At 73.9% G+C, this 13,597-nt stretch carries 14 protein-coding genes; 11 read left to right on the forward strand and 3 right to left on the reverse strand.

The window, feature by feature from the left end; genetic code table 11:
* Nucleotides 1-445: 445 nt before the first annotated feature.
* Nucleotides 446-1,192 (forward strand): CPBP family intramembrane glutamic endopeptidase, encoded by a 747-nt coding sequence (locus ACFVYK_RS12485; RefSeq protein WP_389772331.1) that lies wholly within the window; start codon nucleotides 446-448, stop codon nucleotides 1,190-1,192.
* Between the two features lie 21 nt (nucleotides 1,193-1,213).
* On the opposite strand, the gene ACFVYK_RS12490 is transcribed toward ACFVYK_RS12485, so the two are convergent.
* Complete coding sequence (locus ACFVYK_RS12490; RefSeq protein WP_389772154.1) at nucleotides 1,214-2,026, reverse strand: PhzF family phenazine biosynthesis protein; 813 nt, start codon at nucleotides 2,024-2,026, stop codon at nucleotides 1,214-1,216.
* A gap of 207 nt (nucleotides 2,027-2,233) precedes the next feature.
* Here ACFVYK_RS12490 and ACFVYK_RS12495 point away from each other — a divergent pair, with 207 nt between their 5' ends.
* From ACFVYK_RS12495 to ACFVYK_RS12525, 7 genes are all read left to right on the forward strand, one after another.
* Entirely contained in the window at nucleotides 2,234-5,002 is a 2,769-nt protein-coding gene (locus tag ACFVYK_RS12495; protein ID WP_389772156.1) for a LuxR C-terminal-related transcriptional regulator, read from the forward strand.
* Between the two features lie 263 nt (nucleotides 5,003-5,265).
* Nucleotides 5,266-5,787, forward strand: a complete 522-nt coding sequence (locus ACFVYK_RS12500; protein WP_389772159.1) for a hypothetical protein — start codon at nucleotides 5,266-5,268, stop codon at nucleotides 5,785-5,787.
* A gap of 170 nt (nucleotides 5,788-5,957) precedes the next feature.
* Nucleotides 5,958-6,155, forward strand: a complete 198-nt coding sequence (locus ACFVYK_RS12505) for a hypothetical protein (protein ID WP_389772161.1) — start codon at nucleotides 5,958-5,960, stop codon at nucleotides 6,153-6,155.
* 62 nt (nucleotides 6,156-6,217) lie between these two features.
* Nucleotides 6,218-6,949 (forward strand): HdeD family acid-resistance protein, encoded by a 732-nt coding sequence (locus ACFVYK_RS12510; protein WP_389772163.1) that lies wholly within the window; start codon nucleotides 6,218-6,220, stop codon nucleotides 6,947-6,949.
* Nucleotides 6,950-7,109: 160 nt separating this feature from the next.
* Nucleotides 7,110-7,541 (forward strand): SHOCT domain-containing protein, encoded by a 432-nt coding sequence (locus tag ACFVYK_RS12515; RefSeq protein WP_389772165.1) that lies wholly within the window; start codon nucleotides 7,110-7,112, stop codon nucleotides 7,539-7,541.
* Between the two features lie 72 nt (nucleotides 7,542-7,613).
* Nucleotides 7,614-8,048 (forward strand): hypothetical protein, encoded by a 435-nt coding sequence (locus tag ACFVYK_RS12520; protein WP_389772168.1) that lies wholly within the window; start codon nucleotides 7,614-7,616, stop codon nucleotides 8,046-8,048.
* Nucleotides 8,049-8,098: 50 nt separating this feature from the next.
* Nucleotides 8,099-8,938, forward strand: a complete 840-nt coding sequence (locus ACFVYK_RS12525) for a class II glutamine amidotransferase (RefSeq protein ID WP_389772171.1) — start codon at nucleotides 8,099-8,101, stop codon at nucleotides 8,936-8,938.
* A gap of 147 nt (nucleotides 8,939-9,085) precedes the next feature.
* Here ACFVYK_RS12525 and ACFVYK_RS12530 read toward each other — a convergent pair whose 3' ends face one another.
* Nucleotides 9,086-9,901, reverse strand: coding sequence for an SDR family NAD(P)-dependent oxidoreductase (locus tag ACFVYK_RS12530; protein ID WP_389772173.1), 816 nt, complete (start codon nucleotides 9,899-9,901; stop codon nucleotides 9,086-9,088).
* Nucleotides 9,902-10,000: 99 nt separating this feature from the next.
* Here ACFVYK_RS12530 and ACFVYK_RS12535 point away from each other — a divergent pair, with 99 nt between their 5' ends.
* Nucleotides 10,001-10,615 carry a PadR family transcriptional regulator gene (locus ACFVYK_RS12535; RefSeq protein ID WP_389772175.1) on the forward strand — a complete coding sequence of 205 codons (615 nt, stop codon included), beginning with the start codon at nucleotides 10,001-10,003 and terminating at the stop codon, nucleotides 10,613-10,615.
* A 169-nt stretch (nucleotides 10,616-10,784) separates the two neighbouring features.
* On the opposite strand, the gene ACFVYK_RS12540 is transcribed toward ACFVYK_RS12535, so the two are convergent.
* The gene (locus ACFVYK_RS12540) at nucleotides 10,785-11,213 is read right to left on the reverse strand and encodes an SRPBCC family protein (protein WP_389772177.1); all 429 of its coding nucleotides are present in this window, start codon (nucleotides 11,211-11,213) and stop codon (nucleotides 10,785-10,787) included.
* Nucleotides 11,214-11,543: 330 nt separating this feature from the next.
* Between ACFVYK_RS12540 and ACFVYK_RS12545 the strand changes: the two genes are divergently transcribed.
* Together ACFVYK_RS12545 and ACFVYK_RS12550 are read left to right on the forward strand one after the other, a co-directional pair.
* Nucleotides 11,544-12,248, forward strand: a complete 705-nt coding sequence (locus ACFVYK_RS12545; protein ID WP_389772180.1) for a Clp protease N-terminal domain-containing protein — start codon at nucleotides 11,544-11,546, stop codon at nucleotides 12,246-12,248.
* A gap of 80 nt (nucleotides 12,249-12,328) precedes the next feature.
* On the forward strand, nucleotides 12,329-13,333 hold the full coding sequence (locus ACFVYK_RS12550; protein WP_389772182.1) for a DMT family transporter: 1,005 nt from the start codon (nucleotides 12,329-12,331) through the stop codon (nucleotides 13,331-13,333).
* The last annotated feature ends 264 nt before the right edge of the window (nucleotides 13,334-13,597 follow it).

Genomic DNA, 13,597 nt, shown 5'->3' on the forward strand with positions numbered 1-13,597 from the left:
CCGCGTTCGCCGCCGCCGCGTTCCGTCTCCGGGGACACCGCCGCGTTCGCCGCCGCCGCGTTCCGTCTCCGGGGACACCGCCGCGTTCGCCGCCGTCTCAGACCGTCGCCGCCCCCCGATGCGTGGGGACCACGCCGCCCACGGGCGAGGGGGTGGGGGTCGCCGCCGTCCGTGCCGCAGTGATCGGGCAAGCTGTGACGTCCCATGACGGTGGTGACCGTCCCTGTCGGCGTCCGCGGTGGATTCTCCACCACGGCGCGCGAAAGGGAGGCCGCCCCGCAGGGCGCCCGTTCCCCGGCGGCCTGTCGCGCACACATGTCGCTGCTCCCTCCGCGACCGCGGCCAGGCGGCGGGGGTGCGGTGCGTTACGCGACCGGAGGCAAGTGTGCAGGTGGAGGCGTGACAGGTGGCTGATTCCTTTCCGCGGGACGGGCTTTCGCGGCGGATGCTCCGGGACGAGACGCTGCTCGTCCTGGCGCTCTCGCTCGGCGCGAGCGGTGTGTCCGCGCTGATCAGTTTCGTCGGCTCCGTCACCAAGCCGGGAGGCCTGAAGGACCAGGCCGCGACGCTCAACGCCTCGGCCGCGCCGGGCCGGCCCTGGCTCGACCTCGCCTGGCAGCTCTTCGGGATCGCCACCGCGCTCGTGCCCGTCGCCCTCGTCGCGCACTTCCTGCTGCGCGAGCGTGAGGGGCGCGGACTGCGGACCCTGGGCTTCGACCGCACCCGGCCCTGGTCGGACCTCGGCCGCGGCGCGGCGATCGCGGCGGTGATCGGCAGCACCGGCATCGCCTTCTACCTGGCGGCGCGCGGCCTCGGGTTCAACCTCACGGTGGTGCCGGAGGCCCTGCCGGACGTGTGGTGGAAGTACCCGGTGCTGGTGATGTCCGCGTTGCAGAACGCGATCCTCGAAGAGGTCATCGTCGTCGGTTATCTGCTGCGCCGGCTCGGCCGGTTGGGCTGGACGCCGGGGACCGCGCTGGTGGCCAGCGCCGTGCTGCGCGGCTCGTACCACCTCTACCAGGGCGTCGGCGGTTTCATCGGCAACCTGGTGATGGGCGTCGTCTTCGTGTGGCTCTACCGCCGCTGGGGCCGGGTCGGGCCGCTCGTGGTGGCGCACTCCCTGCTCGACATCGGGGCGTTCGTGGGGTACGCGCTGCTCGCGGGAAGGGTGGGGTGGCTGCCGACGGCGTGAGCCACCCCCGGGCCGTCAGCGTCACCAGGCGAGCAGTTCCCCCTCGATGACGGTGACCGCCCGGCCGGTCAGCAGCGTGCGCTCGCCGCGCAGTTCGGTGCGGACGCGGCCCGAGCGGGGGGATGCCTGCAGCCCCGTGAGATGGGGGCGGCCGAGCCGCTCGGACCAGAAGGGGGCCAGCGCGGTGTGGGCGCTGCCCGTCACCGGGTCCTCGTCGATGCCGACGTTGGGGAAGAAGCAGCGGGAGACGAAGTCGTATCCCAGGTCCGGGTTCTCGGCGCGGGCGGTGACGATGACGCCGCGGCTGGAGTAGGCGGCCAAGGCCTTGTGGTGCGGGCGCAGCGCGTGGACGGTCTTCTCGTCGGCGACCTCGATCAGCAGATCGCCGACCTGCGGGCCGGTGTCGAAGCAGGCCAGTGGCTCGGCGCCCAGGGCCTCGGCGACACCGGCCGGGATCTCGGCCCCCGTCAGCCGGGCGGTCGGGAAGTCCAGGGTGATCGAGCCGTCCTCGGCGGGCGTGGCGACCAGGACGCCGCTGCGGGTGGCGAAGCGCACCGGCCCGTGGTGCGCGCCGGTCGTGCGCAGGACGTGGGCCGCGGCGAGCGTGGCGTGGCCGCACAGGGCGACCTCGGCGACCGGCGTGAACCAGCGCAGGGCCCAGTCGGCCTCGCCGCCCGCGGGAAGCGGGTGGGCGAACGCCGTCTCGGCGTGGTTGACCTCCAGGGCCACGTTCTGGAGTCGGCCGTCGTCCGGGAAGGCGTCCAGGAGCAGCACCCCGGCCGGGTTTCCGGCGAAGGGACGGTCGGTGAAGGCGTCGACGATGTGAATGCGCATGCCGTCGACGCTAGGGGGCGGCGAAGCCCTCGGCCAAGGCCAATCCGCGAGTCCTGGCCCGGTTTCCGCCGCCGCGACCACGTCCGCCCGACCTGGCCTCTGCTGGTCCCGCCGGGCCCGCGGGTCGCTCGCAGCGCGGGGCCGGGGGAAGGCTGGGATGCTGGGGAAGCGCTACCCATGACCTGACGACCAGGGGCGGTGGGCGCCATGAGCGGCCCTGAGGAGAGCGGCGCCGAACCGACGGCGCCGGACGCGGATCCCCAGGGGGATCCCTTTCTGCGCACGCGGTTCGTCGTACCGGCCCGGCCGGTGGCGTTCCTGCGGCGCGAACGTCTGGTCAGTCATCTCGACCAGGCCCTGCGCACCCCGTTGACCATGGTCAACGGGCCCGCGGGGGCGGGCAAGACGCTGCTGACGGCCGACTGGGCCGCGGCGCGCGGGACGCCCGTGGCCTGGCTCACCACCGACGCGGCCGGCCAGAAGCCGGGCATGTTCTGGGCGTACCTGCTCCAGGCCCTGCGCGGATCCGGCACGCCGCTGCCCGCGGGGATCGGCTGCCCGGCGGACGCGGGCCAGGCGCCCCCGAAGCTCCTCGCACGGCTGGCCGCGGAACTGAGCGCCCTGGACCGGCCGGTCGTCGTGGTCCTCGACGAGTACGACCGGGTGACCGCCCCGGAGATCGCCGAGCAGCTGCAGTTCGTGCTGCACCACGCCGGCGACGGGCTGCGCCTGATCCTCGTCACCCGTACCGAACCGCTGCTGCCGCTGCACCGCTACCGGGCGGCCGGCGAGCTGACGGAGATCCGCGGCGCGGAACTCGCGTTCACCGTCGAGGAGGCGGCCGAACTGCTGGACCTGCACGGACTGCGGCTTCCGCAGGACGCCACGCGGCGGCTCGTGGAACGCACCCGGGGCTGGGCCGCCGGTGTGCGGCTGTGCGCGCTCGCCGCGCGCGAGAGCCCGGATCCGCAGACGTATCTCAAGGAGTTCGAGGCCGACCGCACCTCGGTCGCCGACTTCCTGCTGGCGGAGGTGCTCGGACAGCAGCCCGCCGCGACCCAGGACCTGCTGCTGCGGGTCAGCGTCCTCGACCGCTTCCGTCCCGACCTGGTGAACGCGCTGACCGGCCGGACCGACGCCGAGCCCATTCTGGCGGGCCTGTGCCGCGCGAACGCCTTCGTCGAGCACCTGGAGCGGGACTGGTACCGCCTGCATCCGCTGTTCGGCGAGATACTCCGGGCGCATCTGCGGGTGCGCTCGCCGGGACTGGAGGCCGAACTGCACCGGCGGGCCGCGCGGTGGCTGCGGGGCTCAGGCTCGCTCACGGAGACGCTGGAGCACGGCGCCGCCGCGGGCGACTGGCAGTTCACCGCGGGCGCGCTGGTCGACGACCTCGCCATCGGCTGGCTCTTCACCGGACTGCGTTCGCACGAACTCGGCGAGCTGTTCTCGCGGATGGCGCCGCAGGCCGCGGGCCCCGCCGCGGAGCTGGTCCGCGCGGCCCGTGAGCTGTCCCGCCACGAGGTCGACCGCGGTCTGAGCCACCTGCGTCGCGCTCGGCAAGGCCTGGCCGCCGAACTCGGCCGGACGGCCGCCGGAGCCGGCCCCACCGCGCCGCCGGGAGACCTCCTGCCGGACGGAGAAGCGTCGACGACCGAGTGGGATGCGGCCGATCCGGCCGAGTGGGGTCGGCCCGGCGCGCCGCCCGCACTGGCGGAGGCCCGGCTGAGCTGTGCGCTGCTGGAAGCGCTCGCGGCCCGGATGACCGGCGCGCCGGCCCGGGCGGAGCTGGCCGCGACGGCGGCGGAGACGCTGCGCTTCGAGGTCCCCGCCCACCTGCTGGAGCGGCACCCCGAACTCCTCGCCCTCCTTCTCACCCACCTGGGTTCCACACGCCTGTGGGCCGGACGGTTCGAGGAGGCGTACACCGCCCTGACGGGCGCGGCCGGGTCCGTCGCGGGGGCTTCGACGGCCCTCGCCCGCGAGGACTCGCTGGGCCGGCTGGCGTTGATCGACTACCTGAACGGCCGGCTCGCCGGGGCGGAACGCACCGCGCGGGCCGCGCTGACCGAGATGGAGCGCTACGGCCTGCCCCAGCCGTCCGCCTCCGGCATGGGGCGGCTGGTGCTGGCCGCCGTCGCCGTGGAGCGCGACGACCTGGGCGGGGCACAGACCCTCCTGGACGAGGCCGTCGAGCCCCACCCCGCGGTGCGCGACCCGGTCATGGAGGCCGGCCGGACCATCGCCACCGCCCGGCTGCACCTGGCCCGCGGCGACATCCGGGCCGCGCTCGCGACGGCCGAGCGGACCGTCCCGGCCGCGGTGGCCTCGCCCTGGGCGGAAGGCCAGACGGCGCTCGTCGTCTCCGCCGCCCATCTGGCCGACGGCCGGCCCGAGACGGCCGTCAGGGTGCTCCGGGCGCTGTCCGACGAGACCCCCGCGTGCACGGTCGCCTCGGCCCGCGCCGAACTCGCCGCCGGCCGGCCCCTGATCGCGCTCGACCTGCTGGAACGGCTGCGCGCCGACGACCGCTGCGGGCCCGCCGTGACGGTGCGCGCCCTGCTGGTGCGGGCGCAGGCGGCCGACGGGGCGGGCGACACGGCCGTCGCGCGCCGACTCGTCGCGCTGGCGCTGCGCGAGGCCCGGCGCGAGGGTCTGCGGCGCCCCTTCGCCGAAGCCGGACCGTGGATCCGTCCCTTCCTGGACACGGCCGCCCCGCGCGGACCGGCGAGGGACGCGCCCGCCGCCGGCGCCCGGAGCACCGGCGGTGCGCCGCCGGTCGTCGAGGAGCTGACCGGGCGCGAACGCGACGTGCTGCGCAGGCTGGCCCTGACCATGTCGACGGAGGAGATCGCCGCCGATCTGTACCTGTCCGTGAACACGGTCAAGACCCATCTCAAGAGCGCCTACCGCAAGCTCTCCGTCAACCGCCGCGGCGAGGCGGTGCGCCGCGCCCGTGATCTGGGGCTGCTGTGAACAGCCGGCCTCGCCCGTGGCGGGTGAGGCGGGAACGCCGTCTCCCGGGTGGGATGGGGAGACGAGGCCTGCCGAGAGGCTGGCGCTTCCGGGTGACGTCCCGGGCCCGACCGGGAGGCGGAGGCCGGCCGGGGCCGGGACACGGTTGACGCGTCGTGCCGCCTCGACCGGTCCGCTCGGCCGACGGTTCCGAACTCGTCAGACGCCTGTCTCGTTGCCTCGCCCGCCTCGCCCGCCTCGTTCGCTCGTCGACGGAGGTCACGATGTCCAGGACCGACCGCGGCGCGGAGCGCCGGGCGCACGCCGCCGAGCACCGGGCCACAGCCGACTCCACCGGCGCCGTCTACGGGTCCATGCTCGCGGCCTCCGTGGTGGTCGGCGCGGGCGCCCTGGGCTCGCGTCCGCGGGTGGAGCTCGTACTGCTGCTGTTGCTCACGGGCGTCGTGTTCTGGGCGGGCCATGTGCACGCGCAGCTGTTCGGGGCGCGGCTGGCGCAGCGGCGCCCGGACCGGCGGGTCGTGGCGCATGCGTGCCGCGAGGAGTGGCCGATCGTCAAGGCGGCGGTTCCGCCGGCCGTGGCCGTGGCCGTCAGCCCCGTGCTCGGCCTGGACCTGGAGGGCACCCTCTGGTTCGCGCTAGCGGTCGCCGTCGCGGGCCAGGTGGGCTGGTCGGCGGCGGCGGCACGTCGCGCCGGCGCCTCCTGGCGTCTGGTCACCGTCAGCGCCTCGGTGAACCTCGTGCTCGGTCTGCTGATCATCGTCTTCAAGCTCGTCGTCACCCACTGACGGCCTCACTCCCGGACGCTTCGGCGTCCTGCCGCCGTGACGTCCTGACGTGCGCCGATCCATCGGCGGGCGGCTATCACCTCCAGAGGGTGAGGACGGACGGCGCCGGGGGACGGAGGATCGCGGTGAGGGCGCAGTCCGCCTGTCCCAGGCCGTCCCGGGAGCAGCTCATGCGCTACGAGATCCGCGTCGAAGGACAGCTTTCGGAGGCGCTGAGCGAGGCCTTCCCGGAGCTGGACCATGTGGTCATGTCCGGCCAGACCGTGCTGTTCGGACAAGTCGTCGACGAGGCGCACCTGTACGGGCTGCTGGCCCGCTGCCAGTCCCTGGGGCTGCGGGTCCTGGAGATGCGCCAACTGCCGGAGTGACGTTCCGGGAAGCTTCCGTGAACCGTCGTCTCCGGCCGGGCGCGAGGACACGAGGAGGAGTCATGAGCGTGTCACCTGGTCCGGCACCGCACACCGGCCCCGAACCCGCACCGCCCCCCGGCCCCGGCCCCCGACGACCGCAGGCCGAGCCCGGCGCCCGACCGCCCGGCGGGCCGGGCCCCGCGCCGACGGCCGGCGATCCGGCCGCCGCGCTGGCGGTGGTCGGGCGGTCCTGGACCTGGATCCTCGGTTCGGCGGTCGTGACGTTCGTGCCGGGCATCCTGATCCTGGTCTGGCCGGACGAGACCCTGCACGTGCTCGCCGTCCTCATCGGCCTGTACCTGCTGGCGACCGGGCTGTTCCGGTTCGTGGCGTCCTTCGCCGGCGAGGACGGCGGCTCCCGGGTGACCGGGCTGCTGCTGGCGGTGCTGTACGTGGTGGCCGGGGTGCTGTGCCTGCGGCACCCCCTGCAGACCATCGCCGCGCTGTCGCTGATCGTCGGCACGCTGTGGCTGGTGTCCGGCGTCGTCACGCTCTTCACGGCCCTCGCCGCCAAGGAGCTGCCCCACCGGGGCGTCGTCATCGGCGCGGCGCTGCTGGCGATCGTCGCGGGGATCGTGGTGCTCGCCCTGCCCACCGAGTCGGCCCGGGCGCTGACCCGGCTGCTCGGCCTGTGGCTGGTCCTGCTCGCCCTGGTCGAGGCGGCCGTCGCCTTCGCCTGGCGGGCCGCGCTCCGCAGGACCGGCACGGCCCGGGACCGGGACCTGGACGCCGACCGCGCCGGGACCCTCTGATGCGCTCGCGCGCCGCCGGGGCCGTCGTGACCCGCCCGGCCCGCCCGATCCTGGCTCACCCGTCCCGGGTGAGGCCGGCGGGCTCGGGCCGACGCAGTCTGGGAACGGCATGCGACGCCATGCCGGGTTGTCGGGCGAGAGCCCGGAACGGAGGAGAGAGATGAGTGGGGACACGTACCTCGCGTACGACTATCCGCTGCTGAGCGCCTTCTGGACCATGCTGGTGTTCTTCCTGTGGATCATGTGGTTCGTCCTGCTGTTCCGGGTCGTCGTCGACGTCCTGCGCGACGACCGTCTCAGCGGCTGGGCCAAGGCCGGCTGGCTGGTCTTCTGCGTGCTCCTGCCCTTCCTCGGCGTGTTCGTCTACGTGATCGCGCGCGGCAAGGACATGGGGCACCGGGAGGCCAGGCAGGCACGGGATCAGCAGAAGGCCTTCGACAGCTACATCCGCGATGCCGCCAAGGGCCCGGGCGGCCCCTCCAGCAGCGTCGACGAGCTCGCCCGGCTCTCCGAGATCCGTGCCCGCGGCGACATCACGGACGAGGAGTTCGCCAAGGCGAAGCAGATGGTCCTGAGCGGTTCCGGCCGCTGAGCCGTGGACTCCGGGCGGCTGCCGCCGCCCGGGTCCCGGGCCCGCCGAACGACACCGAATCGAGGCATCCACATGACCGAGACACGCGCCGGCGACTCCGCCACCAGCGAGCGGCACTCGGCCAAGCAGACCTGGGCCCAGGGCCTGATGGCCTTCGCGGCCGTCACGCTCCTGCTCGCCGGAGTGCTCGACGTCTTCCGGGGCATCATGGGCATCGCCGAGGACGACATCTTCGTATCCACCCGCAGCTACGTCTTCCGCTTCGACCTCACCGGCTGGGGCTGGATCCATCTCGCCCTGGGCGCGGTGGCCGTGATCGTCAGCCTGGGCCTGTTCCAGGCGGCGCTGTGGGCGCGGGTGGCGGGCGTGGCCGTGGCGGCACTCATCGTCATCGCCAACTTCCTCTCCCTGCCGTACTACCCGGTGTGGTCCGTCGTGATGATCGCGTTCTCCGCCTTCGTCATCTGGGCGCTGTGCGTGGTGAAGCCGGACAGGTCCGCGTACTGAACGCGGCCGCCGACCGGCCGTCCCAGCACCTTCAGGAAAGGCGGTAGACGATGTGCCGATGGCTCGCCTACTCGGGCACCCCGGTCCTGCTCGAAACGATTCTCTACCGGCCGGCGCACTCGCTGATCGACCAGAGCCTGCACTCCAGGATGGGGGTGGAGACGACGAACGGCGACGGCTTCGGCGTCGGCTGGTACGCGTCCGACGGGGCGGCCGGGACCCCCGCGGTGGTGCGGGAGATCGGCCCGGCCTGGAGCAACCGCAATCTGCGGGAGATCGCCGGGCACGTCCGCTCCCCGCTGTTCTTCGCACACATCCGGGCGTCGACCGGCACGGCGGTGCAGCAGACCAACTCCCATCCGTTCCGGCACGGCCGCTGGATGTGGATGCACAACGGCGCGATCGCCGACTTCCACCGCATCCGGCGCGACCTCGCCCTCGCCGTCGATCCGGCGCTCTTCCCGGACATCGAGGGCTCCACCGACTCCGAGATGATGTTCTTCCTGGCCCTCACCCTCGGCCTGGAGGAGGATCCGCCGGGCGCGGTCGCCCGGATGGTGGGCCTGGTGGAGCGCGTCGGGCACGCGCACGGCGTGGAGTTCCCGCTGCAGATGACGGTCGCCGTGACCGAGGGACTGCGGCTGTGGGCGTTCCGCTACTCCAGCCAGGGCGCCTCGCGCTCGCTCTTCTACAGCACCCGGGTGGAGACGCTGCGGGCGCTCCATCCCGACATGGAGTTCCTGCGGGAGGTCTCCGACGAGACCCGCCTCATCGTCTCCGAGCCGCTGGGCGATCTGCCGGGCGCCTGGAACAAGGTCCCCGAGAGCACCTACGGCGTGGTCCAGCCGGGCGGGGACGAGATCCTGCAGTTCACCCCGCAGGCCGCGTAGCCCCGCAGGCCGCGTAGCCCCACGGGCCGCGTAGCCCCACCCACGGGCCCCGGGTAGCGCAGCGGCGCCCGCACGCCGTCCAGCGGCGCCCACGAGTCGTCCACGCGTCGTCTCGTAAAGCGCCGGGGGCGCGCCGCCGGGGCCGGCTCAGTGGACGGAGAACCCTCCGTCCACGAAGATCGCCTGTCCGGTGACATAGCCGGAGGCGCGGCTCGCCAGGAACACCGCCGCGCCGGCGAAGTCCTCGGCGAGGCCGTTGCGGCCGATCATCGTGCGCGCGGCCAGTGCCGCCACCTTCTCGGGGTCGGACGACAGCCGCGTGTTCAGCGGCGTCATGACGAAGCCGGGCACCAGGGTGTTGCAGGTGACGCCGTGGGGCGACCACGCCTCGGCCTGGGAACGGGCCAGCGATTCCAGCGCGCCCTTGGAGACGCCGTAGGCGCCACTGCGGACGAACGCGCGGTGCGCCTGCTGCGAGGTGATGTGGATGATCCGCCCGAAGCCCCGCTCGGCCATGCCCGGCCCGAACCGCCGGCCCAGCAGATAGGGCGCCTCCAGGTTGACGCTCATGGTGGCGTCCCACACCGTCTCGTCCAGCTCGTCCATCGGCGGGCGCAGGTTGATCCCGGCGCAGTTGACCAGGATGTCGGGCTCACCGTGGACCTCGGCCGCCCGCTCCGCCGCGGCGCGCACCCCGTCGCGGGTGCTCAGGTCGCCACTCACCCAGGCGGCCCGGCAGCCGTCCGCCGTCAGCTCGTCGACCGTCGCGGCCAGCTCCGCCTCCCGGCGCGCCACGATCACGACGCTCGCCCCGGCCCGCGCGAGGGCGCCCGCGATGCTCCGGCCGATGCCGGAACTGCCGCCGGTCACCAGGGCGACCCGCCCGTCGAGCGAGAACAGCTCGGAGAGGTAGGAGGCCGAAGGACTGTGACCTGGGACGGCCGAGGCGTTCTGGGATGTCATGTCCGCACTCTAAGCGGCGAGGCCTTGCCAAGCGAAGTTCATCGATATATCGTTGACGCATCGCGACAGATCAACGATGGAATGAAGGAGTGGTTGACGATGCGTACCCACGGATTCGAGCGTGGACATGGACAGGACGGCCCCCGCCGCGGCCGCGGCGGCTTCGACGGCCGGCGTGCGGCCTTCGGGCCCTTCGGCCCGGGCGGCCCCGGCTTCGGTCCGGGCTTCGGTCCCGGCCCCTGGGGTGGACGAGGGCGTGGCGGACCCAGGGGGAGGGCGCGGCGCGGTGACGTACGGCTTTCGATCCTGGCTCTGCTCAAGGTCCGGCCCATGCACGGCTACGAGATGATCCAGGAGATCGCCGAGCGCAGCGGCGGGGCGTGGAAGCCCAGCCCGGGCTCGGTCTACCCGACGCTCCAGCTTCTGGAGGACGAGGGCCTGATCAGCAGCGAGAGCGACGGCGGCAAGAAGCTGTTCTCGCTCACCGAGGAGGGCCGCGCGGCCGCCGAGGAGGGTCCGGAAGCCCCCTGGGAGGAGGCCGCGCGCGGGGTCGACTGGGAGGCTCTCGGCGAGATCCGCCAGGCCGGCGTCGGTCTCATGGAGGCCTTCGGGCAGGTCTGGAAGACCGGCAGCAAGGAGCAGCGCGAGAAGGCCCTGGCGGTGATCAACGAGTCGCGCAAGAAGCTGTACCTCATCCTCGCCGACGAGGACTGAGCCGGCGGGCTGGAGACACAACGGCACGACGGGGAAGGCGCTCCGCGGAACCGACCGCGGGTCGCCTTCTGGTGTCCGGCCCCCGCGGTCCGTCGTCATGTCCGTCGTCGGCCCCGGCCCGGGCTTTGGCTCGGTCGGGGTCACGCTCGGGCTCCGCTCCTGGATCCTCTCAGCTCACCAAGGCGCCCAGCTTGCGCAGCGACTCGTTCAGCGCGGCCGTCCCCGAGTCCTTCAGCCTGCCCGCCATCAGGGACACGGCCGCGCCCGTGAACTCGCCGTCGATGCGGACCGTGGTGGCGTCCCCGTCGGGGGTCAGGGTGTAGCGGGTGGCCACGGACACGGCCATCGGCCCCTTGCCGCGGATCGCGAGCACCCGGGCCGGCTCCAGTTCCGCCACCGTCCACCGGACCTCGGCCGGGAAGCCCATCAGCTTCATGTTCTCCTGGAAGGTCGCGCCCAGTTCGAGGCTCTCGGGACCGCCCTCGGGGAAGTTGGTGTGGGTCGCGTTCCATGCCCCGTACGCCGGCCAGTCGGTGAGCTGGGCCCACACCTTCTCGGCCGGCGCCTTGATGCGTGCCTCCGCGCTGACTTCGGCCATGCGACCACCTCTTCGTGTCGGGCAGCTCCGGCTGCGGTGCCGCGGAACGTAACCCCAGGGGCGCGAACATTCAATACTGACGAACCGTCAGGAAGTGCGGGCGAGGGAACGTGGACACCGCCGCTCTCCATGGCATCGGCGGACGTACGGGTCCGGCCCGCCGCTCGCCCGGGAGGCGTGCGGCAAGGCGGCGCGCGTGCCGTCCGTGGAAACGGCCTGATCTCATCCGTGAGGAGGAGACTCCGGCGGCCTCGCTCCACTCTGCGTGGGACGTGAAGATGCTTCCTGCCGGGGACGACCGCACCCGGCCCGCACTGATGGGATGGGTGGGTGCAACCCCGTATTCCCCGGCAGTCGCCCCGCCGCCCGGCGGCGCACGGCACGGACGACATCCCCGGGCTCGCCGCCGAGGCCGCGACGGCGCTCGCCGCCGCGCGCCGACGGGCGGTGCTGGACGGCGACCGGCAGGTCGACACCGCTCATCTGCTGCACTCGCTCCTGGAACACGACCCTCGGGTCCGCGCCGCCTTCGGCGGCGGCCCTCAGCTCGCCCGGCTGCTGGGCTATCTCGTCCAGCGCAGCATCGGCTACGGGCTGCGCTGGCAGAGCGGCGTCGAGGACTCCGTCGCCCTGCCCGCCGTGACGACCGTCGAGGACCTGGGTCCGCAGCCCCGCGTGACGGCCGTCGAGTCCCCGGGCCGGACCTCCGGGACGGCGGGCGCCGCGGACGGGAGCCTCCCGGACGCGGGCGTCACGGGCGTCGGCGCGACGCCGGTCGTGACGTCCGTCGAGGGTGTTTCCCCGCTGGCCGCGGCCTTGTTGGAGCAGGTGTGCGGGCGGGCCGCCCGGCGCGCCGGCGCGGCGGCCCGGGGCCTCGACCTGCTCGCGGCGATCGTCGCGGAGCCGAGCGCCCGGGCGGTCGAGGTGCTCGCCCACGCCGGCGTCGACGTGCACGAGCTGCGGGCCCGGATCGAGGACCCCTCCGAGAAGGGGGAGGGCGAGGTGTGCCTGGGCGGCGGCGGGCCCGTCCGCTGACGGCCGCGCTCGCGCCCGGGTGTCCAGCCGCTGAGACAGGTGTCAACGGGGGTGACGCTCATGTCATCCCCTGGCATCATGTGGCGGTGCGTACCTCTGTGAGCAGTCAGGGCAACCGCGGGAAGGGCATCGGGCTCTCTCTCGCGGTCGGGTCGGCGATCGCCTTCGGCGGATCCGGGGTGGCGGCCAAGCCGTTGATCGAGGCGGGCCTCGACCCGCTGCACGTGGTGTGGTTGCGGGTGACCGGGGCGGCGCTGGTGATGCTGCCGCTCGCCGTGCGCCACCGTGCGCTGGTGCGCAGCCGGCCCGCGCTGCTCGCCGGGTTCGGTCTGCTGGGCGTGGCCGGCGTGCAGGCCTTCTATTTCGGCGCGATCTCCCGGATCCCCGTGGGCGTGGCCCTGCTCGTGGAGTACCTCGCGCCCGCGCTGGTGCTGGGCTGGGTGCGCTTCGTGCAGCGGCGGCCGGTGGCCCGGGCCGCGGCACTCGGCGTGGTCCTGGCGGTGGGCGGGCTGGCCTGTGTCGTCGAGATCTGGGCGGGACTGGGCTTCGACGCCCTCGGTCTGCTGCTCGCGCTGGCGGCCGCCTGCTGCCAGGTCGGCTACTTCGTCCTGTCCGACCAGGGCAGCGACTCGGGCGACGACGTCCCCGATCCGCTCGGCGTCATCGCCTACGGCCTCCTCGTGGGCGCCGTCGTGCTGACCGTCGTCGCCCGCCCCTGGCGGATGGACTGGTCCGTGCTCGCGCACACCGCCGGCATGAACGGCGCGCAGGTCCCCGCCTGGCTGCTGCTCGCCTGGATCGTGCTGCTCGCGACGGTCGTCGCCTACGTCACCGGCGTGGTCTCCGTGCGCCGGCTCTCCCCGCAGGTCGCCGGAGTGGTGGCCTGTCTGGAGGCGGTCATCGCGACCGTGCTCGCCTGGGTGCTGCTCGGCGAGCACCTCTCGGCGCCGCAGATCGTCGGCGGGGCGGTGGTGCTCCTCGGCGCGTTCATCGCTCAGTCGTCCACGCACGCCAAGGGCTCCGCCGGGCCGGTGGCGGCCGGCAGCCCCGAACGGGAGCTGTCCGCTCGCGGAACGTCCGCCTAGCGGGCAGCCCCGAACGACAGCTGTCCGCTCGCGGAACGTCCGCCTAGCGCGGGGAGGCGCCGCGTGCTCGGCGGACGCGTTCCACCCTCTCCGGCCTTCCGACCCATCCGCCCTCTCGGGCCTTCCGGGAGCCGGGGTCCGGCCCTCGGTCACGTTCGCGCGGGGCGTCGGCGCGGCAGGCGCTCGCGAGCCGCCGCGTCCACCGGCCCGCCGTGTGCGGCGAGGCCTGCGGCGATGCGGTCCCGGGTTTCGGCCGGCCGAGGG

This window comes from Streptomyces sp. NPDC058291, from assembly GCF_042880855.1.
In the GTDB taxonomy this organism is placed as follows: Bacteria; Actinomycetota; Actinomycetes; order Streptomycetales; family Streptomycetaceae; genus Streptomyces.

What these genes read in the sequence shown, in the direction of transcription:
- ACFVYK_RS12485 (WP_389772331.1), top strand. Translation starts at nt 446, where the DNA reads ATGCTCCGGGACGAGACGCTGCTCGTCCTGGCGCTCTCGCTCGGCGCG.
- ACFVYK_RS12490 (WP_389772154.1), bottom strand. Translation starts at nt 2,026, where the DNA reads ATGCGCATTCACATCGTCGACGCCTTCACCGACCGTCCCTTCGCCGGA.
- ACFVYK_RS12495 (WP_389772156.1), top strand. Translation starts at nt 2,234, where the DNA reads ATGAGCGGCCCTGAGGAGAGCGGCGCCGAACCGACGGCGCCGGACGCG.
- ACFVYK_RS12500 (WP_389772159.1), top strand. Translation starts at nt 5,266, where the DNA reads ATGTCCAGGACCGACCGCGGCGCGGAGCGCCGGGCGCACGCCGCCGAG.
- ACFVYK_RS12505 (WP_389772161.1), top strand. Translation starts at nt 5,958, where the DNA reads ATGCGCTACGAGATCCGCGTCGAAGGACAGCTTTCGGAGGCGCTGAGC.
- ACFVYK_RS12510 (WP_389772163.1), top strand. Translation starts at nt 6,218, where the DNA reads ATGAGCGTGTCACCTGGTCCGGCACCGCACACCGGCCCCGAACCCGCA.
- ACFVYK_RS12515 (WP_389772165.1), top strand. Translation starts at nt 7,110, where the DNA reads ATGAGTGGGGACACGTACCTCGCGTACGACTATCCGCTGCTGAGCGCC.
- ACFVYK_RS12520 (WP_389772168.1), top strand. Translation starts at nt 7,614, where the DNA reads ATGACCGAGACACGCGCCGGCGACTCCGCCACCAGCGAGCGGCACTCG.
- ACFVYK_RS12525 (WP_389772171.1), top strand. Translation starts at nt 8,099, where the DNA reads ATGTGCCGATGGCTCGCCTACTCGGGCACCCCGGTCCTGCTCGAAACG.
- ACFVYK_RS12530 (WP_389772173.1), bottom strand. Translation starts at nt 9,901, where the DNA reads ATGACATCCCAGAACGCCTCGGCCGTCCCAGGTCACAGTCCTTCGGCC.
- ACFVYK_RS12535 (WP_389772175.1), top strand. Translation starts at nt 10,001, where the DNA reads ATGCGTACCCACGGATTCGAGCGTGGACATGGACAGGACGGCCCCCGC.
- ACFVYK_RS12540 (WP_389772177.1), bottom strand. Translation starts at nt 11,213, where the DNA reads ATGGCCGAAGTCAGCGCGGAGGCACGCATCAAGGCGCCGGCCGAGAAG.